Source organism: Acinetobacter sp. Swhac1, assembly GCF_013390985.1.
GTDB classification, from domain to species: domain Bacteria; phylum Pseudomonadota; class Gammaproteobacteria; order Pseudomonadales; family Moraxellaceae; genus Acinetobacter; species Acinetobacter towneri.
On the sequence record NZ_JACASN010000030.1, the window covers coordinates 12,164 to 36,799 of the forward strand.

General features: G+C 41.5%; 24 protein-coding genes. 13 read left to right on the forward strand and 11 right to left on the reverse strand.

Annotated elements, in window-relative coordinates:
- Nucleotides 1-224 precede the first annotated feature (224 nt).
- Nucleotides 225-566 carry a DMT family protein gene (locus HX743_RS13220; protein ID WP_004969799.1) on the reverse strand — a complete coding sequence of 114 codons (342 nt, stop codon included), beginning with the start codon at nt 564-566 and terminating at the stop codon, nt 225-227.
- Between the two features lie 240 nt (nt 567-806).
- On the opposite strand from HX743_RS13220, the gene mpl reads away from it, so the two are divergent.
- Nucleotides 807-2,177 (forward strand): UDP-N-acetylmuramate:L-alanyl-gamma-D-glutamyl-meso-diaminopimelate ligase, encoded by a 1,371-nt coding sequence (mpl, locus tag HX743_RS13225; RefSeq protein ID WP_178319439.1) that lies wholly within the window; start codon nt 807-809, stop codon nt 2,175-2,177.
- Nucleotides 2,178-2,415: 238 nt separating this feature from the next.
- Nucleotides 2,416-3,501 (forward strand): zinc-dependent alcohol dehydrogenase family protein, encoded by a 1,086-nt coding sequence (locus HX743_RS13230; protein ID WP_178319440.1) that lies wholly within the window; start codon nt 2,416-2,418, stop codon nt 3,499-3,501.
- A gap of 114 nt (nt 3,502-3,615) precedes the next feature.
- On the opposite strand, the gene HX743_RS13235 is transcribed toward HX743_RS13230, so the two are convergent.
- Nucleotides 3,616-4,089, reverse strand: coding sequence for a BLUF domain-containing protein (locus tag HX743_RS13235; protein WP_104852788.1), 474 nt, complete (start codon nt 4,087-4,089; stop codon nt 3,616-3,618).
- Nucleotides 4,090-4,287: 198 nt separating this feature from the next.
- On the opposite strand from HX743_RS13235, the gene HX743_RS13240 reads away from it, so the two are divergent.
- A complete protein-coding gene (locus HX743_RS13240) occupies nt 4,288-4,638 on the forward strand; it encodes a hypothetical protein (protein WP_178319441.1) in 351 nt (116 codons plus the stop codon).
- Nucleotides 4,639-4,644: 6 nt separating this feature from the next.
- On the opposite strand, the gene HX743_RS13245 is transcribed toward HX743_RS13240, so the two are convergent.
- Nucleotides 4,645-4,926 (reverse strand): GNAT family N-acetyltransferase, encoded by a 282-nt coding sequence (locus tag HX743_RS13245; RefSeq protein WP_178319442.1) that lies wholly within the window; start codon nt 4,924-4,926, stop codon nt 4,645-4,647.
- A gap of 403 nt (nt 4,927-5,329) precedes the next feature.
- On the opposite strand from HX743_RS13245, the gene HX743_RS13250 reads away from it, so the two are divergent.
- The 4 genes from HX743_RS13250 (at nt 5,330) to HX743_RS13265 (ending at nt 8,995) form a co-directional block, all read left to right on the forward strand.
- Nucleotides 5,330-6,295 carry a TerC family protein gene (locus HX743_RS13250; RefSeq protein ID WP_104852786.1) on the forward strand — a complete coding sequence of 322 codons (966 nt, stop codon included), beginning with the start codon at nt 5,330-5,332 and terminating at the stop codon, nt 6,293-6,295.
- Nucleotides 6,296-6,454: 159 nt separating this feature from the next.
- Complete coding sequence (guaD, locus tag HX743_RS13255; RefSeq protein ID WP_178319443.1) at nt 6,455-7,795, forward strand: guanine deaminase; 1,341 nt, start codon at nt 6,455-6,457, stop codon at nt 7,793-7,795.
- 217 nt (nt 7,796-8,012) lie between these two features.
- Nucleotides 8,013-8,540: a hypoxanthine phosphoribosyltransferase gene (gene hpt, locus HX743_RS13260; protein ID WP_004969787.1), complete on the forward strand. Its 528-nt coding sequence runs from the start codon at nt 8,013-8,015 to the stop codon at nt 8,538-8,540.
- 197 nt (nt 8,541-8,737) lie between these two features.
- Complete coding sequence (locus HX743_RS13265) at nt 8,738-8,995, forward strand: GlsB/YeaQ/YmgE family stress response membrane protein (RefSeq protein WP_004969785.1); 258 nt, start codon at nt 8,738-8,740, stop codon at nt 8,993-8,995.
- Nucleotides 8,996-9,169: 174 nt separating this feature from the next.
- Here the strand turns inward: HX743_RS13265 and HX743_RS13270 are convergent, their stop codons facing one another.
- Both HX743_RS13270 and dmeF read right to left on the reverse strand, forming a co-directional pair.
- Entirely contained in the window at nt 9,170-9,817 is a 648-nt protein-coding gene (locus HX743_RS13270; protein WP_372238852.1) for a DsbC family protein, read from the reverse strand.
- Nucleotides 9,818-9,988: 171 nt separating this feature from the next.
- Nucleotides 9,989-10,954, reverse strand: a complete 966-nt coding sequence (gene dmeF / locus HX743_RS13275) for a CDF family Co(II)/Ni(II) efflux transporter DmeF (RefSeq protein WP_178319444.1) — start codon at nt 10,952-10,954, stop codon at nt 9,989-9,991.
- 58 nt (nt 10,955-11,012) lie between these two features.
- On the opposite strand from dmeF, the gene HX743_RS13280 reads away from it, so the two are divergent.
- Together HX743_RS13280 and HX743_RS13285 are read left to right on the forward strand one after the other, a co-directional pair.
- The gene (locus tag HX743_RS13280) at nt 11,013-11,279 is read left to right on the forward strand and encodes a metal/formaldehyde-sensitive transcriptional repressor (RefSeq protein WP_178319445.1); all 267 of its coding nucleotides are present in this window, start codon (nt 11,013-11,015) and stop codon (nt 11,277-11,279) included.
- A gap of 104 nt (nt 11,280-11,383) precedes the next feature.
- Nucleotides 11,384-12,571 (forward strand): MFS transporter, encoded by a 1,188-nt coding sequence (locus HX743_RS13285; RefSeq protein ID WP_178319446.1) that lies wholly within the window; start codon nt 11,384-11,386, stop codon nt 12,569-12,571.
- 116 nt (nt 12,572-12,687) lie between these two features.
- On the opposite strand, the gene HX743_RS13290 is transcribed toward HX743_RS13285, so the two are convergent.
- The 6 genes from HX743_RS13290 to rpmH form a co-directional block, all read right to left on the reverse strand.
- A complete protein-coding gene (locus HX743_RS13290; RefSeq protein ID WP_178319447.1) occupies nt 12,688-13,023 on the reverse strand; it encodes a DUF1622 domain-containing protein in 336 nt (111 codons plus the stop codon).
- A 320-nt stretch (nt 13,024-13,343) separates the two neighbouring features.
- Nucleotides 13,344-14,699, reverse strand: a complete 1,356-nt coding sequence (mnmE, locus tag HX743_RS13295) for a tRNA uridine-5-carboxymethylaminomethyl(34) synthesis GTPase MnmE (RefSeq protein WP_178319448.1) — start codon at nt 14,697-14,699, stop codon at nt 13,344-13,346.
- A 91-nt stretch (nt 14,700-14,790) separates the two neighbouring features.
- Entirely contained in the window at nt 14,791-16,554 is a 1,764-nt protein-coding gene (gene yidC, locus HX743_RS13300) for a membrane protein insertase YidC (RefSeq protein WP_004969769.1), read from the reverse strand.
- A 5-nt stretch (nt 16,555-16,559) separates the two neighbouring features.
- The gene (yidD, locus tag HX743_RS13305) at nt 16,560-16,880 is read right to left on the reverse strand and encodes a membrane protein insertion efficiency factor YidD (RefSeq protein ID WP_178319449.1); all 321 of its coding nucleotides are present in this window, start codon (nt 16,878-16,880) and stop codon (nt 16,560-16,562) included.
- A 9-nt stretch (nt 16,881-16,889) separates the two neighbouring features.
- Nucleotides 16,890-17,282: a ribonuclease P protein component gene (rnpA, locus tag HX743_RS13310; protein WP_004969764.1), complete on the reverse strand. Its 393-nt coding sequence runs from the start codon at nt 17,280-17,282 to the stop codon at nt 16,890-16,892.
- A gap of 31 nt (nt 17,283-17,313) precedes the next feature.
- A complete protein-coding gene (gene rpmH, locus HX743_RS13315) occupies nt 17,314-17,448 on the reverse strand; it encodes a 50S ribosomal protein L34 (protein ID WP_000831329.1) in 135 nt (44 codons plus the stop codon).
- Nucleotides 17,449-18,108: 660 nt separating this feature from the next.
- On the opposite strand from rpmH, the gene dnaA reads away from it, so the two are divergent.
- From dnaA to gyrB, 4 genes are all read left to right on the forward strand, one after another.
- Nucleotides 18,109-19,485: a chromosomal replication initiator protein DnaA gene (gene dnaA / locus HX743_RS13320; RefSeq protein WP_004969761.1), complete on the forward strand. Its 1,377-nt coding sequence runs from the start codon at nt 18,109-18,111 to the stop codon at nt 19,483-19,485.
- A gap of 108 nt (nt 19,486-19,593) precedes the next feature.
- Entirely contained in the window at nt 19,594-20,742 is a 1,149-nt protein-coding gene (gene dnaN, locus HX743_RS13325) for a DNA polymerase III subunit beta (protein WP_004969759.1), read from the forward strand.
- A 37-nt stretch (nt 20,743-20,779) separates the two neighbouring features.
- Nucleotides 20,780-21,862: a DNA replication/repair protein RecF gene (gene recF / locus HX743_RS13330; RefSeq protein WP_178319450.1), complete on the forward strand. Its 1,083-nt coding sequence runs from the start codon at nt 20,780-20,782 to the stop codon at nt 21,860-21,862.
- 44 nt (nt 21,863-21,906) lie between these two features.
- Nucleotides 21,907-24,375 (forward strand): DNA topoisomerase (ATP-hydrolyzing) subunit B, encoded by a 2,469-nt coding sequence (gene gyrB, locus HX743_RS13335; RefSeq protein ID WP_154320151.1) that lies wholly within the window; start codon nt 21,907-21,909, stop codon nt 24,373-24,375.
- Nucleotides 24,376-24,636 lie beyond the last annotated feature (261 nt).

Sequence of the window (24,636 nt, forward strand, 5' to 3'; positions counted from 1 at the left end):
ACAAATATTCCAGAAACGAAACTAAGGAAAGAGAAATTCAGGCGAGAAAGCCAAGCTTGAATAAGAACTCCACATTATAGACTGATTTTTCGACTTGTTAAAATTGAACACGGCGACTCAACCGACTTTTTTGATTATTTTTATCTGGTTATTTTCTAATAATTAACCACAGGCTCACACCATTGCAGCTACGCGAGCTGTTTAAGCCATGCAAAAGCACCATTTTAAGATGCTCGAAACACAAAATATACGCAGCCACATAAACATAAAGCTGCCCATAAATAATCCAGTTTAAAAGGTTGCTTAAACAAAAAAATCATAAACGGGACAAACACCAATAAAGTCACAACTTCTTGGGTAATTTTCATTTGACCTACCGCCCAGCCATGCTGCGCCAGCAAACGGGTAGCAGGAATCATCAAACTGTATTCAAACAGGGCGATCACCCAACTGAATAAAATAGCCTGCCACAGCGGCGCATCATGTGGTAAAAACTTGAGATGACCATACCACGCCAAGGTCATAAAACAGTTTGCAACCACCAAAAGTAAAAATGCTGAAGACATTGTGTCGTACTATCTTAAAAATTCAGTTTTATTTTACGAGCTATTTGCCATGAAAAATGCAAGAGCAGCAATTTTTTACATCGTTTGGCGCAGATTCAGCGCTGAAAAATCCCTGAAATGAGATACAAGAATCACTATCTTTTCGCCAAAACCCTTGCTATCGTTGCTTCAAATCAAGTTAATCACGACAACAGCACAAAAATACGTGATGTGTCTATAAAAGCAGTGGAGTAAGGCGGAATGCATCTGCATATTTTGGGTATTTGTGGCACATTTATGGGCTCTTTGGCACTTTTGGCCCGCGATTTAGGACATACCGTCACAGGTTCAGACCAAAACGTCTATCCACCGATGTCGACTCAACTGGAAAATGCAGGCATTACCTTAATGCAAGGTTATGACCGCAGCCATTTACAACCGCATCCTGATTTAGTGATTGTGGGCAATGCCATGAAACGTGGGATTGATGCGGTTGAATATATGCTGAATGCTGGTTTGCCGTATATTTCTGGCCCGCAATTTTTGGCCGATCATGTCTTGCAAGGAAAACACGTACTGGGCGTTGCAGGCACGCACGGCAAAACCACCACCACCACCATGTTGGCGTGGGTATTGGATCAGGCAGGCTTGGAACCGGGCTTTTTAATTGGCGGCGTTCCTTTAGGCTTTAGTGAAAGTGCACGTTTGGGTGCAGGTAAATATTTCTGTGTCGAAGCCGATGAATACGACTCTGCATTTTTTGATAAACGCTCCAAGTTCGTACATTACCATCCTAAAACCGCCATTTTAAATAACCTTGAATTTGACCATGCCGATATTTTTGATGATTTAGCTGCAATTCAAAAACAATTCCATCATTTGGTGCGTACCATCCCAAGTGAAGGACGCATTATTGCCCCAATTACAGAAACCCATATTGATGAAGTGTTAGAAATGGGCTGTTGGACACCTGTGCTACGTACTTCGCTCAATGCAGACCCACAAGCGGAACTATATGCCGAACAACTTGCAGCAGATGGTTCACATTTTAAAGTCCTGAAAAATGGTGTGCTACAAGGTGAAGTGCGCTGGAATATGACCGGACAGCACAGTGTCGCCAATGCCTTAGCAACCATCGCCGCAGCAGAGCATGTTGGGGTTGCAATCGAAACCGCATGTACAGCACTGTCCAATTTTGGTGGGGTGAAACGCCGTATGGAGTTATTAGGCACCATACGCGGCATTGAAGTCTATGATGACTTTGCCCACCATCCAACCGCAATTGAAACCACACTGGACGGCGCACGCAAACGTTTAGGTGAACGTAAGCTTTGGGCGATTATTGAGCCACGTTCCAACACCATGCGCATGGGCAGTCATAAAGAAGGCTTGGCGGATTCGGCACGTTTGGCGGATGCTGTGATTTGGTATCAACCTGAAGGTCTAGACTGGGATTTGCAGCCTGTGGTTGCGGCTGCTCGCAATCATGCAGTGGTGGCCAATACTTTAGATGAAATTATTCAAAAAATCGTGAGCCAAGCAGGTGAGGGCGATGCAGTGGTGATTATGTCAAATGGTGGATTTGGTGGTTTACATCAAAAACTCATTCAAGCGTTGCAACACACGGCTTAAAATCGCTTAAACTGATTTAAAACTCTTTCAAAAAAAATCCCCTGTTTTTGGCAAAAAATAGGGGATTTTTATATTAATTATAAACTTATATATTATAATTATTAAAAACAACAATACTGCTCATGAACTTGTCATCTTGACCTGTTACTTTAAAAAGATTACATCCTGCGAGCATGACGGTTGCTACAGGTTGGCTGCTGGATGTCTTTCATCATTATTACTAAGAAGGATGGTCACAATGTCAAAAACAATGAAAGCCATGGTCTACCACGGCGCCAATGATATTCGTTTTGAAGAACGCCCACGTCCAGAAATTTTACAACCAACAGATGCCGTGATTCGTCTCACCAAAACTACCATTTGCGGTACTGACTTAGGTATTTGGAAAGGTAAAAACCCAGAAATTCAAGACACTGCAGTTGCCAAGACAGGGCTATTTGATGGCCGTATTTTAGGTCACGAAGGTATCGGGATTGTTGAAGAAGTCGATTCGGCAGTCAAAAATTTCAAAAAAGGCGACAAGGTGATTATTTCTTGTGTCAGCCGTTGTGGTACTTGTGAAAACTGTCAAAAACAACTCTATGCACACTGCCAAAATGAAGGCGGTTGGATCATGGGATATATGATTGATGGTACTCATGCTGAATATGTCCGTACTCCATTTGCAGACACTTCTTTATATTTGCTGCCTGAAGGTTTAAATGAAGAAGTTGCGGTTTTCTTGTCTGATGTATTGCCAACTTCACATGAAATTGGTGTGCAATACGGCAATGTTAAACCTGGTGATACCATTGCAATTGTGGGTACAGGTCCAATTGGCATGGGTTGTCTGCTTACCGCACAGTTCTATTCTCCTGCACAAATTATTGCAGTTGATATGGATGATAACCGCTTGGCGATGGCAAAAGAATTGGGGGCAACCCATACTATTAACTCTGCCAAAGAAGATGCTGTACAACGTATTTTAGAGATTACAGGTGGTCGCGGGGTAGACTGCGCCATGGAAGCTGTAGGTGTCGAAGCCACTTGGGATATTTGCCAAAATGTCGTGAAAGAGGGCGGACATATTGCCAATGTGGGCGTACATGGTAAGTCGGTAAATTTTGAGTTAAACAAACTCTGGATTAAAAACCTAACCATCACTACGGGTTTGGTGAATGCCAATACGACAGGCATGCTGTTAAAAACCTGCTGTTCAGGCAAATTGCCTTTAGAAAAACTGGCAACGCACCATTTTAAATTCTCTGAATTTGAAAAAGCCTATGATGTGTTTAAACATGCTTCAGATGAAAATGCCATGAAAGTGATGATTAATTACGAATAATCTTGGCTTTATGCATGATAAAAAAGCCATCTGTATACTTTAGATTGGCTTTTTAATATTTAAACCGTTTTCAATAGAGAGAGGCAAATGACCCTAATACCCTACAAACTAAATTTAGAAAAAGTTTGAATAACCTCTATTTTTATAACCCCGTTGAGATTTTTCAGGCAAGATGGTTTGTTCTAAATCCAAAAGTAAAGCTAAAAATTGCTGTACCGTCTTTTCATCCAAACGATGTGGTAGAAAAACATCAAAGCCGAGCTTTTTAAATAAACTCGAAATTTGACTATGTCTATGCACATATTTCATAGACCATTCTGAAAAATGGACATGCTCAAGTATTTGGTCAGGGAAGCGAAAGACATCACGATGGCGCGGGTCCTGTTGAATACGCTCAAATAATTGCTCGAGCTGCTGTTGTTCACCTTCTAAACACTGAAAAAAATGACCCTCAGCATAATAAAGTACCCCATTAATGTGTTGTGCAGCATTAAATTGACGAGCTGTTGCCAAAATATCACTGATTTCTTGGAGTAAATCATTTTGATGCTCCGCTCGGGTACTGGCATAACACAACCTGATTAACATATCACACTCTTGTTAATGTAAAAGTAGTCATGAAATTAAGATAATAGACTCAAATAATCACTCATTATTTTGTGGTTTTGTTTATTTTTTAATCAATTGTAATTTATGACTGACAATTCAACCTTACGTTTACCACTATGGTGTATGTGTAGCATCTTTTAACATACATTACATTGAAAGTACGGTTTTGGTTTAGTTTTGGAGAAAGTCATGCTCAAAGACGTGCTTACCACATCATTTTTATTAATTGTTTATTTTTGCATGCTGATTGGCTTTCACCGTTTAGGTCTAAATGAAGAAACAAATATACTCATTTCATCTTTTGTATTAGGGCTAAGTTTAAAGCAGTGGGTGAGCTCATTTTTTTTCCACTGGTTTTGTATTGCGCTTATCAGTGGTTTATGTATTGCACTGAATGATTCGGTGATGCTCAAATTCTTCTTATTCAGCATGCTGATTGGAATGCATGCAATACCTTACCTGTTGATCTACTTTAAAAAAGTGTTTGTAGAAAAACAGGTAAGCTCAACTATAGCGATTAAAAAATAATATTTTTTAAGCCACAACATCGGCATATTGTGTATCCGTTTCAAATGCCGTCTCAATATAAGAGCACACGGGTACAATTTTTAGCTGCTTTTCACGTGCAAAGGCGACCAAAATATCTAATAGTTGACGGGCAACCCCTTGACCACGTAATGTCAAATCAACCCAAGTGTGATCTGCTAAAATAGTGTGATCATCTTGATATTGATAAGTAATTTCAGCGATATGCCGACCATCTCGCTCAATAAAAAACTCGCCACCACGTGGGCTTTCTTGATGTTGAATTTGCATAAGTCCACCTATCAAACTAAATCTATTTTTTCAATTTGCCACAATCTTGACGAAGTATTGTGCTGAATTTGTACAATACAAATTAAAGTGATTTACCGTGCAAAATAAATTGCACAACATTTAAAATTATGTAATTCTTTACGCAGATTTAGGCAGCGTCCTAATCCCAAATTATGTTGAACAAGGGGAGTAGCCTCCTCCAAGCGTTAAAATATAACTTTAACGTGTCAGCGTTTCGTCATTACACTTTGCAAAAAGTCGGACGCTGAGCATAGTGCACATACTTGTTGATACAAGTCCGCTCTATGTAGGCAAGACCTTGATCATGTTGTTACAGATGTTTGAAATCATCTGACAACAGGTCAAGGTTTTTTTGTGGCCAGTTGTTGGATGTGGAGATTGTATGGAATCCATCGGCAATTTATGGCTATATCTGGTCTTTTTTGCAATTGTTGCAGTCATGCTCGCCATTGACTTCTTAGGCTTTAAACAAAAAGCAGGCGAATCGGTCAAAGTCAAAACCGCTGCGTATTGGAGTATCGCCTGGGTCAGTGTGGCAGCTTTATTTGGTGGCGGTTTATGGCTGTATCTTAAACACAGCGTTGGGCTAGAAGTCGCCAACACCAAAGTCATGGAATACTTTGCGGGTTATTTGCTGGAAAAATCACTGGCGATTGATAATGTATTCGTTTGGTTGATGATCTTCGCCGCATTCGCCATCCCACCGGGCTTACAGCGTAAAATTTTACTCTACGGCGTACTGGGCGCAATTATTCTCAGAACCATTTTTATTTTTATTGGAGCTTGGTTTGTACAAGAATTCTCCTGGATTTTGTATATTTTTGGCGCATTTTTGGTCTACACAGGCTTTAAATTCTTAAAAGGTCCAGAGCAAGAAGCCAGCAATATTGAAGATATGGCGTTGTTGAAATGGCTACGCAAACACATGCGTATTACCCCAACACTGGAAAAAGATCAGTTTTTTGTGCGCCAAAATGGTGTACTTTGGGCAACGCCATTATTTTTAGTTTTAATTTTGGTCGAAGCATCTGACGTTATTTTTGCCGTGGATTCTATCCCTGCAATTTTTGCCGTGACTACCGATCCGTTTATTGTACTCACTGCAAATCTTATGGCTATTTTGGGCTTACGTGCCATGTTTTTCTTGCTCTCAGGCGCAGCCACTAAAATGCATTATTTACCGTATGGACTGGGTTTAATTTTACTATTTATTGGCTTTAAAATGCTGATGTTAGATGTATTCCACATGCCTATCTGGATTTCACTCGGCTTTATTGTACTTGTGCTGACAATCACTGCGTGGTTATCAATTCGACATAGTCGAAAACACCATGAAACCACATTATAAAATTTAATAATCCCCACCATCGTTGCAAGCCTTCTTTCGAGAAGGCTTTTTGTATTCATTTCACCAAGTTTTAATTTACCGTACGATAAATTTTATCATACTGCTGCAAGCTACATTTAAGGTACAATCTCTTGAAAAATGAAAAATGTAGGTTGTTTTATGCCATCTCCTGTACAACGCACCGCAATTCGTGGTCGCTTTCTTGATTTCAAAAACTGTACCAGCCAAGCCGATCAAATTTCAGAACAAGTCCGTTATGTAGACGATGGCTTGTTAATTTGCGAACAAGGCAAAATTCAGTGGTTTGGTTCATGGCAAGAAGGGCAGGCACAGCTAAACGCCAACACAGAGTTCCATCATTATCCTGACCATCTCATTGTGCCTGGCTTCATCGACACCCATATTCATTTTCCACAGACTGAAATGATTGGCGCGTATGGTGAACAATTACTGGAATGGCTGAATACTTATACTTTTCCGACTGAACTGCAATTTGCAGATAAAGCCTATGCAGATCAGATTGCACAATTTTTTGTGCAGGAATTACTGAAAAATGGCACCACCACAGCTTTGGTGTTTTGTACGGTACATCCTGAATCGGTAGATGCGTTGTTTGAAGCGGCAGCACAACATCAAATGCGTTTAATTGCAGGTAAAGTGCTGATGGATCGGCATGCACCTGAAGCATTGTGTGACAGTGCAGACTCAGGCTATACAGACTCTAAAGCGTTGATTGAAAAATGGCATGGAAAAGGACGTAATCTCTACGCGATTACGCCACGTTTTGCACCGACTTCTAGCCCTGAGCAACTGGCGCGGGCAGGGCAACTCAAAGCCGAATATCCCGATGTTTATGTACATACCCATTTAAGTGAAAATCACAATGAAATTGCGTGGGTGAAACAATTATTTCCAGAGCAAAATGGATATTTAGATGTTTATCATCACTATGGTTTAACAGGTTCACGTTCGGTTTTTGCGCATTGTGTGCATTTAGAAGAACATGAATGGCAATGTCTGCATCATACCGATTCTGCAATTGCCTTTTGTCCAAGCTCCAATTTATTTTTGGGCAGCGGTTTATTTCCGCTGCATAAAACTTGGGAGCGACAGGTGAAGGTCGGTTTAGGTACAGATATTGGCGCAGGCACCACGTTTAATGTACTGCATATCCTCAATGAAGCCTATAAAGTACAACAACTGCAAGGGGCAAAACTCTCTGCTTTTGAAGCGTTGTATCACGCCACATTAGGCGCTGCCAAAGCTTTGGACTTAGACAATAAACTAGGTAATTTTAAAGTAGGCAAAGAAGCCGATTTTGTGGTGCTCGATTTAAATGCCACAGCTTTACAACGCTTAAGACAACAACGTGCCAAACATATTGAAGATGTATTATTTGCTCTCATTACTTTAGCAGATGACCGTAATATTCATGCAACCTATATTTATGGACAACGTGCCTACTACCAACCCGATCAAAACTCAGCAACAGGTGGCTAAACCTGCACAACCCACGTATATGAAAGCTATAGGATGGGCAATGCTGGTACTCGGTTGTGCCTTGTTGTTACGCTCAGATTCTCATTCTGCACAAAAATGATGCTATTTTAACCATGCAAGCACGTGCAACATCACGCAAGATATATTAAAATTAGCGCATATTTTGGGGTGTTGCAGGTCAACACCTTTTTTATTTTTGCTTTTTAGGTATCTACCCATGACAGTTGAAATGCAGGTTTTGATTTCTGCAGAAGAAATCCAAACAAAAGTTCAGGAACTTGGTCAAAAAATTAATGCTCACTATGCCAATAGCGACAAAGAGTTGGTTTTAATTGGCTTATTACGTGGTTCTGTATTGTTCATGGCAGATTTATGCCGCACCATTCAAAAGCCGCATGAACTGGATTTTATGACTGTATCCAGCTACGGCGGAGGTACTGTGTCATCGCGTGATGTGAAAATTTTAAAAGATTTGGATGGTGAAATTCGCGGTAAAGATGTCTTGGTGGTTGAAGATATTATCGACTCGGGCAACACCCTAAATAAAGTGATGGAAATTTTGCAAACCCGTGAGCCAAATTCAATTGAGCTGTGTACCTTAATTAGCAAGCCATCACGCCGTGAAATTGAGCTTGAAGTTAAATTTATGGGCTTTGAAATTGAAGATAAGTTTATTGTCGGTTATGGCTTGGATTATGACCAAAAATATCGTCATATTCCGTTTATTGGCGAAATTGGCTTATAAAACAAATACGCCTCGCTTTAAAAAAGTGATCGTTTCAGATCACTTTTTTTTATGGCTGAAATTTGCATTTCATCTATCTAACAGGACAAAAACACTACATGCTGTAGCATTATTCGACTATTTTCCTTGGGATTTTTCAGCAAAGATAAGTCTGAAACATGATGTAAAACATAAACAAAGATAACAAGGAGCTGCTCATGTGGTCATTAATTGTCGCAATTGTGGTGGGTTTTATTGCAGGTCTAATCGCCCGCGCGATTCATCCTGGAGATGATAAAGCAGGGTTTATTGTCACCACCTTACTTGGGATTGCAGGGTCTTTATTGGCAACCTATGCAGGGCGTATGATGGGATTGTACGGTGATGGTTCTGCCGCAGGCTTTATTGCCTCCATCATTGGTGCGCTGATTATTCTATTTATTTATAATACGTTCATGAAAAAATCGCGTGCTTAAATCCTGTATTAACGACTGTAATTTTTCAGTCAAACATCTTCTCTCTCAATAAAAAAACCGCCTAAAAATTGAGGCGGTTTTTTTATATCTACTTCGCAATCACAAATTTCAGGTTTGCTCCGATACACACTACACAATTTTAGTTGCCAATATCAGATAAAAAATTAGCCGTTCTTAAAGACCAAATTCTTTAAAAATCTGTTCAATTTGTGCCGCAGGATATGCTCCCATAACTTTAAAGCCATTCGAGAAAATAATCGCAGGCGTACCGTTTACACCTAAACGATGCGCTAAAACAATGTTGCGCTCCACAGGGTTGGCACAACTGCTTTGACTTGTAGGCAATTGTGCTTTTGTGATCAGGTTTTCCCAAGCAAGAGCAGGGTTTTTCTCACAATACACCTGTTTAGATGGCGCAACAGATTGCGCTTTTAACGGCAAAATAAAGGTATAGATTGTAATGTTGTCCAGCTTTTTCAGTTCAGCCTCAAGCTGTTTACAATATGGGCAATTTGGGTCAGAAAAGATCGCAATCTGACGTTTTCCCGTACCTCGCACACTTTTGATTGCATCTTGTAACGGTAACTTTTTCCAATCGACACTGTTTTGTTGGATCAATAAATCTTTGGTTAAGTTATGCTGATCCTTTAAACGAATCATTGAACCCGCCAAAATATGTTGTGCATCTTCATTCAAATACACCACTTGACCATCCATAGAGGCACTGTAAATACCTTTCATTTCTGTGGCTTGAATATTGTCTAATTTCAGTTGCGGATGCTGTTGTTTGACATTTTTACTAACCGTTGCAACATCGGCCATGCTCACGGCGCTGCATAATCCCATTAAGGCAGCTAAACTCAATTGTTTAATCATGTGTTTCATCTAAATAAAGTAAATTTAGCCTGATTCTAAGCTGAAAGCTGCACAGAATTCAGTATTTTTAAGCCAGAATTACGCAATTGCTACAACTCGTTTTTGCTATGCAACGCTTTAGGTTTCACGTGGAACATTCAAGCCTGATGGCGGATTAATTTCTACTGAAATATGCACAATTTCTTCATGAATGGCGAGGGCGGTGCGGACTTGATCTGCGTCTAAATCGTGTGCGGTTTCCAATGCCAAAATACAGGAAAATTTACCCTGTCCGACTTTCCAAACATGCAAGTCTGTAATCATCACACTGCCTGGTAACTCTGCAATCACTTCACGAATTTCATCCACCACAGGATGATCCATTTCTGCATCCAGCAATGTTTTCCCTGTTTCCTGCATCAAACCTATCGCCCAACGCGCCACTAAAATTGAACCAACAATACCTAACAGTGCATCTAGAAAATCCCAGCCCCAATATTTACCCGCAATTAAAGCAATAATCGCAAAAATTGAAGTCACCGCATCTGCCACCACATGCATAAAGGCGGCTTTTTGATTCAGGTCATGGCTGTCATGCGTATGCTCATGATGGTGATGGTGATGGTGATGGTGATGGTGATGGTGATGGTGATCATCTTCATGTAATAACCATGCACAAATCAAATTGACCAATAACCCTAAAATTGCAATTGGGATGGCTTGGTTATACTGAATATCGACAGGAAAAAATAAACGCTCGATAGAGTGAATTGCCATAAATGCAGCCACCACCAACAATAAAATGGCGCTGCTATAGCCAGCTAAAATTTCAATTTTCCATGTACCAAAACTAAACCGTGTATCTGCTGCATAATGACGTGCTGCCCGATAGGCAAAATAAGCCAAGCCTAGCGCCAGCATGTGTGAGCTCATGTGCCAGCCATCCGCTAGCAAAGCCATGGAATGAAAAATCCAACCACCCAAGATTTCCAAGAACATCATGACAGCCGTCAGCAAAGCCGCATATAATATTTTTTTCTGCGCCAGCGGATTGCCTTGATCGAATTGATGTGGATGGATACGATGAGAGTGTTGCTGACGCATAATGGGAAATCATTGTTAAATATACTCTCCTAGAGTATATAGAAATTGAGGTGATGTGTTGGGTCATTTACATACAGATAAGAAAATTTTAAATCGCATCAAACGTCTACAAGGGCAAATTGGGGCAGTGGAACAAGCACTTCACAATCCTGATCATGGCTGTATTGAAGTTTTACAACAAGTCGCAGCTATTAAAGGTGCGGTCAATGGTTTGATGAATGAGTTAATCGAATCGCATTTGCGTCATCATGTGATTGGTGATCAATGCGCGATTGATGAACATGAACTGGAAGAGTTTATGAAACTGCTAAAACGCTATGCTTAACCACAAATAGGCTTGACCACATTCAAGAATTGTCTTTACACTGAGTGATATTTCTCACTTTTTGAGAGCTAAGCTCAACAGTTTAGCCATCAATCGAGTTTTTTATGACTCATTCTCATCCTTGGCATCCTTTTGTGATGATCAGTCTTGCTCTGATTATTGGCACCATGGGAACAGCACTTGCAAGCCCCTTGTATCCAATTTATCAGGAAGTGTGGCAGCTTTTACCCAGCCATATCACCTTTATTTTTGTGTCTTATATGCTCGGTTGTTTGGCCACCTTGCTCTTTTTAGGGCGTACCAGCAACAGTATCGGCTTCTTAAAAACCCTAGAACTGGGTTTAATAATCATCACCCTCGGACTGATTCTGTCGATGTTTGCCACCAATCCGCTTTGGCTTGCTTTGGGGCGTTTTGTGATCGGGATTGCTTCAGGTCTAATGACCACATCGGCGTTAATTGGCTTAATGTGGAGTATCCCCGAATCACATAAAGCACATGCGCCACAGCTCAGTTCAGTCATTACCGCAGTCGGGTTTGGCTTAGGCCCTTTGCTTGGTGGCGGTGTGGCACAATTTTCAGCAGCACCTTTGTTTAGCCCATATATTCCAGTCATTTTGGGTGCTGTCCTGTGTTTTATTGGATTGTTACGTTTAGCGCCACCTGAATTTACACCACAAGCCTTCTCGATTGCCCCAAAATTAGAACGCCCAGAACCACGCTTTCATGCAGAATTTTATATTACAGGTTTAACCGCATTCTGTGCCTTTGCTGCCTTTAGTTTATTTGCTTCGCTCTCTCCCTCTTTTGTGCAAGTGATTATTCCGTGGCACGGGCCTTTGGTCAGTGGTTTGGCCATCACCTGTATTTTGCTGATTTCAGCGCTGGTGCAGTATTTTTCTAAAGCCATTCCTGCACAAAAATGTCTAAATTATGGGCTGTATTTGCTGTTATTGAGTTTATTGGTACTCGGTTTATGCATGTATTTACACTGGAGTTTTCTATTTTTTGTGAGTGATGTGCTGCTAGGCATAGGACACGGGTTGGCATTGATTGGCGCTTTTGGTTTAATTCATGCCATGACCAATCTGCAGAATCGTGCTGCAGTGATGTCGACCTATTTATTTGTGGGCTATTTAGGCACGATTCTGCCAATTATTGCAGTCGGTTATCTGGCCGATCATTTCGGTTTAACCACCGCCGTACTTAGCTTTTGTGCAGCCATCTGCTTACTGTGTGGCTACATCATTATTTGGTATCGCCAGTTGCAGAACAAACCTATTTTAGGATGAGGTTTTACCTAAACTAAAAGTTAAAATCAGGACAAGGTTTGAATCAGCTGAGTTTATTCAAACCTTATAGATGACTGAGACTATGTCTTCTGTTTTGATCTCAAACTCAACAGCCATTATTTTTCATTAAGGGCTTGATGCTCTAACTCTTTAGTCAGGAAGTAATTCAAAAAGGTTCTAATCACGGCAATGATCGCCAGTTTAATTAGGCTATCTAAATCTGGATCTACTGTGGTGGCTAAAATATCTGCAGCCAACTGAAATTCAAGCGCCGTCGCAAGCCAATCCCCAAAACAATAACGTGCAGTACGCCCCGATTTTAACTGAACCAGCACCCATAAAGTTTTAACCAGACCAATCACCACGCAAATCACAGAAATGGCTTCGAGTGACAATTGCAGAAAATGAACCGAAGAAATGAGTATTTCACGTAAAAAAGCCAGTTCAAACATCCAAAAAACCTCCATCAGAGATTTCATCTCGTGCATTTAGGATTGAATTGAGCGCCAATCTTTGATTATTTTCTCATCATAGCTTTAAATGCTGCGGTTTAAAAAGACTTGCGTGATTATTGATGGGTTTTCATAAAGGTAAATTGAAATGTTTAAACATGACATGGGTTAAATCGGGTTTGTAACAAAAGAGACACTAAACATTATCAAATAGGCTGATTTTTATCAGCTGACCAACCTAAAATAGGATAATAAAAAAGCACTAAGCCACTAAAACTTAATGCTATTTTCATATCAAATCAGGAAGTAATCGCTAGAAATCATTTCCCAATACAAAACGATCCAAAAATCTTACCCAACAAATCATCTGCAGAAAAATCACCTGTAATCTCACCCAAAGCATTCTGCGCAAGACGTAACGACTCAGCCACTAATTCCCCCGCATGATAGACCACCAACTGCTCACGTGCTTCAGCCAAATACTGCTGCGTGCGCTTCATTGCGTCTAAATGACGGGTACGTGCAATAAAGGTATCTTCTTCAGGCTGAAAGCCTGCATGCGCTGTAATCGCCTCTATGAGCGATTGAACACCTGTTTCTTGTTTGGCCGACACAGTAATATGTCTAAACCCTTTAAAATCTGAAATTGCAGCTTGTACACCAGTTAAATCGCATTTATTGCCAATCAACATCAAACGCTTCGGTTCAATATGTTCCGCAAAATAATGCTGTGCCAATTGCAACGGATCTTCGTTTTGGCTCAAGTCATAGACCAATAACAATAAATCTGCCTGTTCAATTTCTTTAATCGCACGGCGAATCCCTTCCTGTTCCACAATATCCCCTGTTTCACGCAAGCCTGCAGTATCAGTCAGGGTAATTGGTAAGCCATTCAGGGTAATTTTTTCATGCAATACGTCACGAGTAGTCCCTGCAATATCGGTCACAATCGCACGTTCAATACCCGCCAAGGCATTGAGTAAGGAAGATTTACCTGCATTCGGTTTGCCCGCAATCACCACCTGCAGACCTTCACGCAACAATTGTCCCTGACGCGCAGATTGTTGCACAGCAGTCACCGAAGCAGCCACTTCATCCAGCAAATTAAGGATTTTCCCATCGGCCAAAAAGTCAATTTCTTCTTCAGGAAAATCAATAGCAGCTTCAACATGCAGACGTAAGTGAATTAACTGTTCCAGCACGGTATTCACTTTGGTGGAAAAAGCCCCTTGCAGGGAACGTAGAGCAGAACGCGCAGCGGCTTGTGAAGTGGCATCAATTAAATCAGCAATGGCTTCGGCCTGTACCAAATCCAGCTTGCCATTTTCAAAGGCGCGCATCGAAAATTCACCCGCTTTGGCAGCCGTTGCACCGAGTTCCAGTAAACGTGCCAATAAAGCATTTTGAATCACTGGGCCACCATGCCCTTGTAGTTCCACCACATCTTCGCCAGTAAATGAATGAGGATTGGGGAAACAAATCACCAAACCTTCATCCATGACTTCATTGGCTGCATCGTAAAACTGGCGAAAACCTGCGTAACGTGCTTTGGGTAAGTCTTTTTGGGTCAAGGCTGCGGCAATCGCATAGGCTTTGGATCCCGACAGGCGAATCACCCCCACACCACCACGGCCAGGTGGAGTCGCGATTGCGGCAATGGTGCTGCGGTTATACATAAAATTCACCTAAAACTTTCAAAATATATGCAAAGAAAAATCCGCCTAAGATTACCATCTTAAGCGGATTTATTCAGCAGCTCAGCCATACTTAATTGACTGGAGTTGCCTCTTCTCGTTTAGCGCGGTCTTTTTCAACACTTTTGTTGATCAAGCTTTGCTGCAAAATCGTAATCAAGTTGTTGACAATCCAGTACAGAACTAGACCTGCAGGGAAGAACAATAAGAATACGGTAAATACCACAGGCATAATGCGGAAGATTTTTGCCTGCATTGGATCTGTTGGCTGTGGGTTCAACATTTGTTGAACATACATGGTCACACCCATCAACAATGGCAAGATAAACCAAGGGTCCATTGCCGATAAGTCTTGAATCCAACCTAACCACGGTGCATGGCGTAACTCTACCGATTCCATCAATACCCAGTACAAGGCAAGGAAAATTGGCATTTGTAGTAACAATGGCAAACAACCTGACAGTGGATTCACTTGTTCACGTTTATAAAGTGCCATCATTTCTTGCGAGAAACGCATACGGTCTTCGCCAAATTCTTCTTTCATGCGCTGCATTTCTGGTGCAATCACACGCATTTTCGCCATAGAACGATAGCTCTTAGACGATAACGGCCAAAGAATCAGTTTGACAAGAACGGTTAATAAGATGATTGACCAACCCCAGTTGCCCACTAAACCATGGAAGAATTGCAAACCAATAAACAATAATTTTGCAATTGGCCATAACCAGCCATAATCCACAGTTTGGTTCAAACCTGTCGCCAAATCTTTCAATTCAGACTGAATTTTTGGACCAGAGTAGAAGGTCGCATCAACTTCTGCCACCGTACCTGCAGGGACATTAATGGTTGGCGAGGTAAAACCAATGATGTTCATTTCATCGCTAGATTTACGTGATTCCAACTTCGCTGCATACGGTTGACCATCGGCCTGCGTCAATTTTAACTGCCCTGGAACCCATGCACTCACGAAATAGTGCTGAACCACGGCCACCCAACCACCTGTTGCATCGACATTCAATTTTTCGTCATTAAAATTGTCAAATTTCAACTTGTTGTAGTGTTCTTCAGGTGTTCCCCATGCGCCGCCAAGGAAAGTACCCAAGGTAAAAATACCTTGATCTGACTTGCCTGGATCATCTGAATTATCACGTTTCAACTGACCAAACATCTGACCTTGCCAGTTTTGGCTGCTGCGGTTAATCACTTTGTGATTCACCAGCACAGGATATTCACCTTCAGTAAAACTAAAGGTTTTAATGATTTCTACACCATCGGCAGTTTTATATACCATTGGGACAGTTAAAGTTTTAACTGTTTCACCCGCTTTATTTTTGCTTTCTTTGGCATCGGCTAAGCTATAAGTCGATTTTTCAATTTCATAGCTTGGGCGGCCATTACGGCTACTGTCTGGACCATTCAGCCCGATTAACCCAGATTGCGCGACATAGGTGCGCTTAGCATCGCTTTCCAGCATGACGAAAGGATCGTCACTGTCTTTATTTTTGTCATGATTGAGTAATTCAACACGAACAATATCACCACCTTTCGGATTGATCCAAAGATGATAAAGGTCAGTTTGTACTGAAATAAGCTGCTGACTTACAGGTGCTGTGGCATCGGTTGTTTGCTGTGCAGGAATATTTGCTTGCGGTACATCAGAAGCTGCTGTAGCCGTTTGGGCATTCGGCAAATCTGCAGACACTTCATGTGAAACAACGGCAGTTTTTTGCTGCGGTGCTGTTTCAGCATTTCCATAATCTTTTTGCCACGCCAAAATGAGCAAATATGCGACGACAAACATGGCCCCGAGAATTGCAAACCTGGCCCATTGTTGCATATCTATTACCCCAAGTGGTTAGAGTGATTTTGGTTCAATAAACGATCACGAAAGGGTACAGTAATGTGATGCGTTTGAGAATCTATTTGCTGAAATGAAATAAAACGAATGACTTTTGGCGGCACCGGATCATAGCCCGAACCACCCCACGGATGACAACGACAAATACGTTTTGTAGCCAGCCACACACCACGTACAGCACCATGCGTATGGACTGCTTCCAAAGAATATTGAGAACATGTTGGAATATAGCGACAGCGTGGTCCCAATAAAGGACTAATAGCGATCTGATAGAAACGTATCAACCAATGCAGTAAACGTACCATTGGCCATCTCTACTTTTGTGGGGAGGGAGCTATTTTTGAATGCTTTTTGGCGAGACGTTGTAACTTCTGCCAAGCAAATTGTAATTGCTGATGCAATTCCGCATTAGATACCGTATCTACCCCAACTTTGGGCATTACCACAATATCTAAGTCATTTAATTGCTGTTGGTGTAAGCGAAAACTTTCGCGAGCAAGTCGTTTTACTCGATTTCGTTCGTGTGCACGACGCACTTTCTTTTTTGCAACGACAAGACCCAAACGGCTATTCGGCAGTTCGGAATGTTTTGCAAGAAATAAGAAATGGGGTTGATGCACTTTAAAAAGCGCACCATCAAACACACCTTTATAATCGGCAGCACAGCGTAATCTCAACTCTGTGCTGAAGCCATAAAGTGTTGTCATAACACCCAAGAGTCGGTTCAGCGTGACTGTATTAAACAGTTAAGCTGTGACGACCTTTTGCACGACGGCGAGCCAATACTTGACGACCAGCTTTAGTAGCCATACGAGCACGGAAACCATGAACGCGCTTACGCTTTAATTCAGATGGTTGAAATGTACGTTTCATATCGAAACTCCAAAAATGATCTTTCTATAAAGGTCCGCGATTTTAGTGCTCATTGCTTGAGCTGTCAATGAAAAACACGGTTTCTTGCAAAATAAGCCTAAATTTTTCTTTTTAACAAGTTTTCGCTCAATTGACTGGTTGATCATACAAATTAAAGTATACACAAGATAAGTAATTGTTTATGCTTGACTAATAAGTTATTAACAGTATTATTCATATAATTATCCACAAGCTTATTCTGTTTAATTTTAAAATTTTCGGTTTTGAATTTAAATTTAAACTCAGATTGAATTATCCACAGTTGCAACGTTTCTTATAAATAAATTCAAATTTATAAATTTAAATTTATTACTATTAGGGACGCATTTTTCTGTTGAAAACCCACTTTTCCTTTTATAAAACAAAATTTTGAATTGTGGATATCTGTGTTTCTATAATTTTAATACTATGTGGATAACTTTGTGCTATATTTTATCCACACCTTGCGGATAAACTTATCCACACCACGTTTCAAATTTAAATTCAGGTTTAATGATTCCTTTTTTGAGCAATTTTGCTGATTTTGTCATGACAGATGTGGATAACTTGGTTAGAATGGCGACCCGCTCAGGCGGTCGAGAGAAGTTTTAAATTTAAAAATGGATTAGATAGGGGTTTCACATGCTTTGGACGGACTGCTTAAATCGCTTGCGACAAGAGCTCTCTGGAAATGTCTTTACAATGTGGATTCGCCCATTGGTGGCAGAAGAAGTTGAAGATACATTAAAACTTTATGCGCCTAATCCTTATTGGACGCGTTACATTCAAGAACATCATCTGGAATTGATTACTATTTTGGCAGAGCAGTTGTCTGAGGGACGCGTGCGTAAGGTCGAAATTTTAGTCGATTCGCGTCCAGGTGCAATTTTATCGGCCAGTGAACAACCTGCTACCACTACTGCTGCGCTGGAATCTAGCCCTGCGCCTGTGGCCAAGCCTAAACGTGAAAAAGAAGAAAGTTCTGCAAAAAGCCGTAAACGCCAACTCAATCCGTTATTTACCTTTTCCTTATTTGTGGAAGGTCGTTCTAACCAAATGGCTGCGGAAACCTGTCGCAAGGTATTGACCCAATTGGGGGCTTCACAGCACAACCCATTATTTTTGTATGGCCCAACAGGTTTGGGTAAAACTCACTTGATGCAAGCGGTGGGCAATGCTTTGTTGCAAGCCAAACCGAATGCACGGGTGATGTACATGACTGCAGAAAGTTTTGTGCAGGATTTTGTCAGCTCTTTGCAGCAGGGCAAGGTTGAAGAATTTAAGAAAAACTGCCGCTCTTTAGATTTGTTATTGGTGGATGACATTCACTTATTGGCAGGTAAAGAAGCCAGTTTGGTGGAGTTTTTCTATACCTTTAACGCTTTATTGGATGAATCTAAACAGATTATTTTGACTTCAGACCGTTATCCAAAAGAATTAACCGAATTGGATGCACGTTTGGTGTCACGTTTTTCTTGGGGCTTATCAGTCGGGGTAGAACCGCCAGATATTGAAACCCGAATTGAAATTTTATTAAAGAAAGCTGAAAGCAGCGCCGTAGATTTACCACGTAACTGTGCTTTATTTATTGCCCAGCAAGTGGTGGCTAATGTGCGTGAACTTGAAGGTGCACTCAATAAAGTGGTGGCAATTTCCCGTTTTAAAGGCACCCCAATCGATCTAGATGTGGTACGTGAATCTTTAAAAGATGTCTTGGCAATTCGCGCACGTACCATCAGTACCGAAAATATTCAGCGAGTCGTGAGTGAATATTTCCGTATTCCGCTCAAAGAATTGGTGGGGCCAAAACGTACCCGTATTTATGCGCGTCCACGTCAGTTGGCAATGGGCTTGGCACGTGAGCTGACAGGCGACAGTTTCCCTGAAATTGGTATGGCATTTGGTGGCCGTGATCACAGTACCGTGATGCATGCCTGCGAAAAAGTACAAAGCCTGCGCGAAGAAGATCCGATCTTTAACGAAGACTATAAAAACCTGCAACGATTGTTGCAAAGTTGACCGAATTTGCTCAAATTCTGTTCTTGCCATGCGGCAGCTTTTGCCGCATAGTACACTGCTAAAAAACCTATTTTATACTCCAATCTTCAGTTGTTAGAGGAATGTACCGTGCGTTTAAAAATCGCGAAAGAAAGCTTACTGAATGTTCTGTCACATGTCGTAGGAGCGGTTGAACGTCGCCATACCTTAAATATTTTATCCAATGTCAAAGTTCAGGTGACTGAGCAAGCCTTAACCATTACTGGTTCGGACTTGGAAGTGGAATTGGTTGCCAGTACGAATCTGACTGAAGGGGCATGTTTACAGGCTGGGGAAACTACAGTGCCTGCACGTAAACTGATGGATATTTGTAAATCTTTACCAAGCGCAGCTTTGATTGATTTGCAAATCACTGAAGATCAGCGCTGTATTTTAAAATCGGGCAATAGCCGCTTTGTATTAGGTACTTTGCCTGCGGAAGATTATCCATTATTGGCTACAGAAAATGCTCAAGGTACGCAAGTGACGGTTACTGAGCGTGAGCTGAAGCGTTTGTTTGAAAAAACTGCGTTTGCGATGGCAGTGCAGGATGTACGCTTTTATTTAACGGGTACTTTGTTAGAAATTGATGAAAACCAATTACGTGCTGTGACCACAGATGGTCACCGTTTGGCCTTGTGTGAAACAGCGGCATCTTCGACAGCTACTCAATTAATTCAAGCCATTGTGCCGCGTAAAGCTGTGGCTGAATTGCAGCGTTTGCTGAGCATTGAAGATGAACAACTGGCACTTTTAATTGGGCGTGAATTGCTGAATGTGACCATTCGCACCCCAAGCCGTGACAAAGAACAAGCAGAAATTACCGTGCGTTTTACCACTAAATTAATTGATGGTAAGTTCCCAGATTATCGCCGTGTGATTCCACGTGGTGGTGATAAAAACGTGCTGATCGCGCATGATGTATTTAAACAATCTTTACAGCGTGTGGCGATTTTAAGTAATGAAAAATTGCGTGGCGTATTCCTGAATTTTAGTGCGGACACCTTGCAATTACGTGCCAATAACCCAGAACAAGATGAAGCAATTGAAGATTTAGCGATTCAATATGCCGATTCGCCGTTAGAAATGTCATTTAACGCACAGTATTTATTGGACGTATTAGGGGCATTGGATGGCGATGATGTATCGATGACCATGACCGAAGCCAATCAATCGGTATTGGTACAAGATCCAGCACATCAAGATCAAACCTATGTTGTGATGCCAATGCGTGTTTAAGTGAGCGGTTTATTTCAAGATTAAATCTAGCTGAATCATGCATATTACGCGTTTACATATCGAGCGTGTTCGGAACTTAAAAGCGGTTGCACTTCATGAGTTGCAGCCGTTTAACGTCTTTTATGGGCAAAATGGTTCGGGTAAAACCTCGATTTTAGAAGCGATTCATTTATTGGCGACAGGGCGTTCTTTTCGCACCCATATTCCTAAAAATTACATTCAGAACACTAGCCAAGATGCGATTGTATTTGCTCAGTCATTGACTGAAAAAATTGGCATGCAAAAAATGGCATCGGGTGAGCAGTTGATTAAGGTCAATGGCGACCCTGTTGCGACCCAAGGGCAATTGGCTAAAATTCTGCCTTTACAACATATTGATCCACTCAGTACCGATATTATTGACCATGGTGCAAAACCACGACGGCAACTGTTGGACTGGTTGATGTTCCACGTGGAACCAGAGTTTTATCACGCTTGGCAATATTATTCACGTGCCTTAAAACAACGTAATAGTTTGCTTAAATCACAGCGACATTTAAGTCTGTCGGACTTGGAACCGTGGAACAAAATGCTCAGTGATTATGGTGAGATTTTGCATCGGCAGCGTTTGGGAACGGTGGAACAATGGCAGCAATTTTTTGCACAAGATTTACAGTATTTATTGCCTGATTTGCACATTAGTCTGGAATACAGCGCAGGCTTTCATACCGAAACAGGCTTGTTGAATGATCTGTGCAATTATCATCAAAAAGATGTGGGACGTCGCTATACCGAATATGGGCCACACCGCGCCGATTTACGCTTAAAAACCCCAATGGGTGATGCCGATGTGGTGCTGTCACGTGGGCAGAAAAAGCTATTGATTATGGCATTAAAACTGTCACAGATTGCAATGCTGCATGCGTCTAATAAGGAAACTGTGGTATTATTAGATGATCTGACAGCAGAATTAGATTTAAGCGCACAACAACGTTTAATTGAACGATTAAGCCAATTGGGTAGTCAAGTTTTTATTACCACTTTAGATCATCAATCCGTGCAACAACACTTACAAGCGTTGTCGATTCCTTATCGCTTATTTCAGGTCGATCACGGAACGGTGCAGGCTGTTGAGCAATAATTTTTTTATCTTTGGATAGACCTATTTTTCACTAGGGAGAAACCATGAGTTCAGAAGATCAATCTGTCTCTACTACAGAACAAACCAATGAAAAGGCTTATGATTCCTCTAGTATCAAAGTATTGCGTGGCCTAGATGCTGTTCGTAAACGCCCAGGCATGTATATCGGTGATACAGATGATGGTACAGGTTTGCATCACATGGTGTTCGAGGTAGTCGATAACGCTATTGATGAAGCTTTGGCGGGTCATTGTGATGAAATTTTGGTGACTATCCATGAAGATGAATCTGTCAGCGTATCTGACAATGGTCGTGGTATCCCAACCGATATTCACCCTGAAGAAGGTGTCTCTGCAGCAGAGGTCATTCTGACCATTCTGCACGCAGGTGGTAAGTTTGATGACAACAGTTATAAAGTGTCGGGCGGTTTGCACGGCGTTGGTGTGTCGGTGGTCAATGCTTTATCGAGTAAACTTGAATTAACGATTAAACGCGCGGGTCAAATTCACCAACAGGAATACCGCCATGGTGATCCACAATATCCTTTAAAAGTAGTGGGCGACACTGAGCAATCAGGTACGACTGTGCGTTTTTGGCCAAGTGCTGAAACCTTTAGCCAAACCATTTTTAATGTGGATATTTTGGCACGCCGATTGCGTGAATTGTCTTTCTTAAACGCGGGCGTGCGTATTGTATTGCGTGATGAACGTGTCAATTTAGAACATATTTTTGACTATGAAGGTGGTTTGTCTGAATTTGTGAAATATATTAATGCAGGCAAAACCCATCTGAATGAAATTTTCCATTTCACGACACAGGCTGAAAACGGAATTACCGTAGAAGTTGCTTTGCAGTGGAATGATTCCTATCAGGAAAACGTACGTTGCTTTACCAATAACATTCCACAAAAAGACGGTGGAACGCACTTGGCAGGCTTCCGTGCTGCGCTAACCCGTGGGTTAAACAACTACATGGAAAGCGAAAATATCCTGAAAAAAGAAAAAGTCGTGGTGTCGGGTGATGATGCACGTGAAGGTTTAACCGCGATTGTGTCGGTCAAAGTGCCAGATCCAAAATTCTCATCACAGACCAAAGAAAAACTGGTATCGAGTGAAGTGAAACCTGCTGTTGAGCAGGCCATGAATAAATCTTTCTCTGAATATTTATTGGAAAATCCACAAGCGGCAAAATCCATTGCGGGTAAAATTATTGATGCAGCGCGTGCCCGTGATGCGGCGCGTAAAGCCCGTGAAATGACGCGCCGCAAGAGTGCTTTGGATATTGCAGGTTTGCCTGGTAAATTGGCTGACTGTCAGGAAAAAGACCCTGCATTATCTGAATTATATCTAGTCGAGGGTGACTCGGCAGGTGGTTCGGCTAAACAAGGTCGTAACCGTAAAATGCAGGCAATTTTGCCACTGAAAGGTAAAATCCTGAACGTGGAACGTGCCCGTTTTGACAAGATGATTTCATCGGCAGAAGTAGGTACTTTAATTACCGCTTTGGGCTGTGGTATTGGTCGTGAAGAATATAACCCAGACAAACTGCGTTATCACAAAATCATCATCATGACCGATGCTGACGTAGATGGTTCACACATTCGTACCTTGCTATTGACCTTCTTCTTCCGTCAAATGCCAGAATTGGTTGAGCGTGGTCATATTTATATCGCACAGCCACCATTGTATAAGCTGAAAAAAGGCAAGCAGGAACAATACATCAAAGATAACGATGCTTTAGAAACCTATTTAATTTCTAATGCGATTGATGAATTGGAGCTGCATGTGAGTGCTGATGCACCTGCAATTCGTGGTGAGGCTTTAGCCAAAGTCATTGCTGATTATCAAACTTCACAAAAGAGTTTGAGCCGTTTAACGCTGCGTTATCCTGCAAGTCTGTTGGATGGTTTATTAGAATTAGATGCCTTTAAAATTGATCAAGCAGCAGATCAGGCGTATGTACAACAATGGGGCGAGCAATTACGTCAAAGCATTGAACGATTACAGCCAGGTTTGCGTCCTGAATTAAGCATCGAACAGTTTGAAAAAGAAGATGCGGATGGTCAAAAATCTGCAACGTATTGGCCACGAATCACGGTATATGTGCACAACTTGCCCCATACTTATTTACTAGATACAGGTTTGCTGGGTTCAGCTGAATATGCACGTTTGCTGAAAAATTCAAAAAGCTGGTTTACGCTGCTTGAAGAAGGTGCGTATTTGGAAAAAGGCGAACGTAAAATTACGGTCAACAATTTCCATCAAGTGTGGCAACACATTTTGCAGGACTCGCGTCGCGGCATGATGATTCAGCGCTATAAAGGTTTGGGTGAGATGAATGCGGAACAACTTTGGGAAACCACGATGGACCCAGAAAACCGCAATATGTTGCAAGTCACCATTGATGATGCCATTGAAGCAGACCGCATGTTCTCTTGCTTAATGGGCGATGATGTAGAACCACGTCGTGCCTTTATTGAAGAAAATGCCTTAAATGCAGATATTGACGCTTAATTCGTCCAAATCATCCGCATAACCATAAGCACTCTACGGAGTGCTTTTTTATGTTTGGCTTTTGTTGTTGGTAAGCGTCCGCTGAACACACCTTCTGAATTCATCCTATAAGCCTTAATTTAGTTCCCACCTAAAAACAAGTGGGGACTTAAATTTATGACTACAAATAATCAGACATCCATCGCATCTCTTGCGAAAAAACGAAGAACATACAGTGCTGAATTTAAACAGCAGATCGTTCAGGCTTGTAAAGCACCGGAC

Coding starts and splice junctions, on each gene's coding strand:
- yidC (WP_004969769.1), bottom strand. CDS start 16,554: ATGCAACAATGGGCCAGGTTTGCAATTCTCGGGGCCATGTTTGTCGTC.
- mpl (WP_178319439.1), top strand. CDS start 807: ATGCATCTGCATATTTTGGGTATTTGTGGCACATTTATGGGCTCTTTG.
- HX743_RS13265 (WP_004969785.1), top strand. CDS start 8,738: ATGTGGTCATTAATTGTCGCAATTGTGGTGGGTTTTATTGCAGGTCTA.
- HX743_RS13250 (WP_104852786.1), top strand. CDS start 5,330: ATGGAATCCATCGGCAATTTATGGCTATATCTGGTCTTTTTTGCAATT.
- recF (WP_178319450.1), top strand. CDS start 20,780: ATGCATATTACGCGTTTACATATCGAGCGTGTTCGGAACTTAAAAGCG.
- HX743_RS13270 (WP_372238852.1), bottom strand. CDS start 9,817: ATGGCCGATGTTGCAACGGTTAGTAAAAATGTCAAACAACAGCATCCG.
- dnaA (WP_004969761.1), top strand. CDS start 18,109: ATGCTTTGGACGGACTGCTTAAATCGCTTGCGACAAGAGCTCTCTGGA.
- HX743_RS13245 (WP_178319442.1), bottom strand. CDS start 4,926: ATGCAAATTCAACATCAAGAAAGCCCACGTGGTGGCGAGTTTTTTATT.
- rpmH (WP_000831329.1), bottom strand. CDS start 17,448: ATGAAACGTACATTTCAACCATCTGAATTAAAGCGTAAGCGCGTTCAT.
- HX743_RS13220 (WP_004969799.1), bottom strand. CDS start 566: ATGTCTTCAGCATTTTTACTTTTGGTGGTTGCAAACTGTTTTATGACC.
- HX743_RS13230 (WP_178319440.1), top strand. CDS start 2,416: ATGTCAAAAACAATGAAAGCCATGGTCTACCACGGCGCCAATGATATT.
- HX743_RS13290 (WP_178319447.1), bottom strand. CDS start 13,023: ATGTTTGAACTGGCTTTTTTACGTGAAATACTCATTTCTTCGGTTCAT.
- rnpA (WP_004969764.1), bottom strand. CDS start 17,282: ATGACAACACTTTATGGCTTCAGCACAGAGTTGAGATTACGCTGTGCT.
- hpt (WP_004969787.1), top strand. CDS start 8,013: ATGACAGTTGAAATGCAGGTTTTGATTTCTGCAGAAGAAATCCAAACA.
- gyrB (WP_154320151.1), top strand. CDS start 21,907: ATGAGTTCAGAAGATCAATCTGTCTCTACTACAGAACAAACCAATGAA.
- HX743_RS13285 (WP_178319446.1), top strand. CDS start 11,384: ATGACTCATTCTCATCCTTGGCATCCTTTTGTGATGATCAGTCTTGCT.
- guaD (WP_178319443.1), top strand. CDS start 6,455: ATGCCATCTCCTGTACAACGCACCGCAATTCGTGGTCGCTTTCTTGAT.
- HX743_RS13235 (WP_104852788.1), bottom strand. CDS start 4,089: ATGTTAATCAGGTTGTGTTATGCCAGTACCCGAGCGGAGCATCAAAAT.
- yidD (WP_178319449.1), bottom strand. CDS start 16,880: ATGGTACGTTTACTGCATTGGTTGATACGTTTCTATCAGATCGCTATT.
- mnmE (WP_178319448.1), bottom strand. CDS start 14,699: ATGTATAACCGCAGCACCATTGCCGCAATCGCGACTCCACCTGGCCGT.
- dmeF (WP_178319444.1), bottom strand. CDS start 10,954: ATGCGTCAGCAACACTCTCATCGTATCCATCCACATCAATTCGATCAA.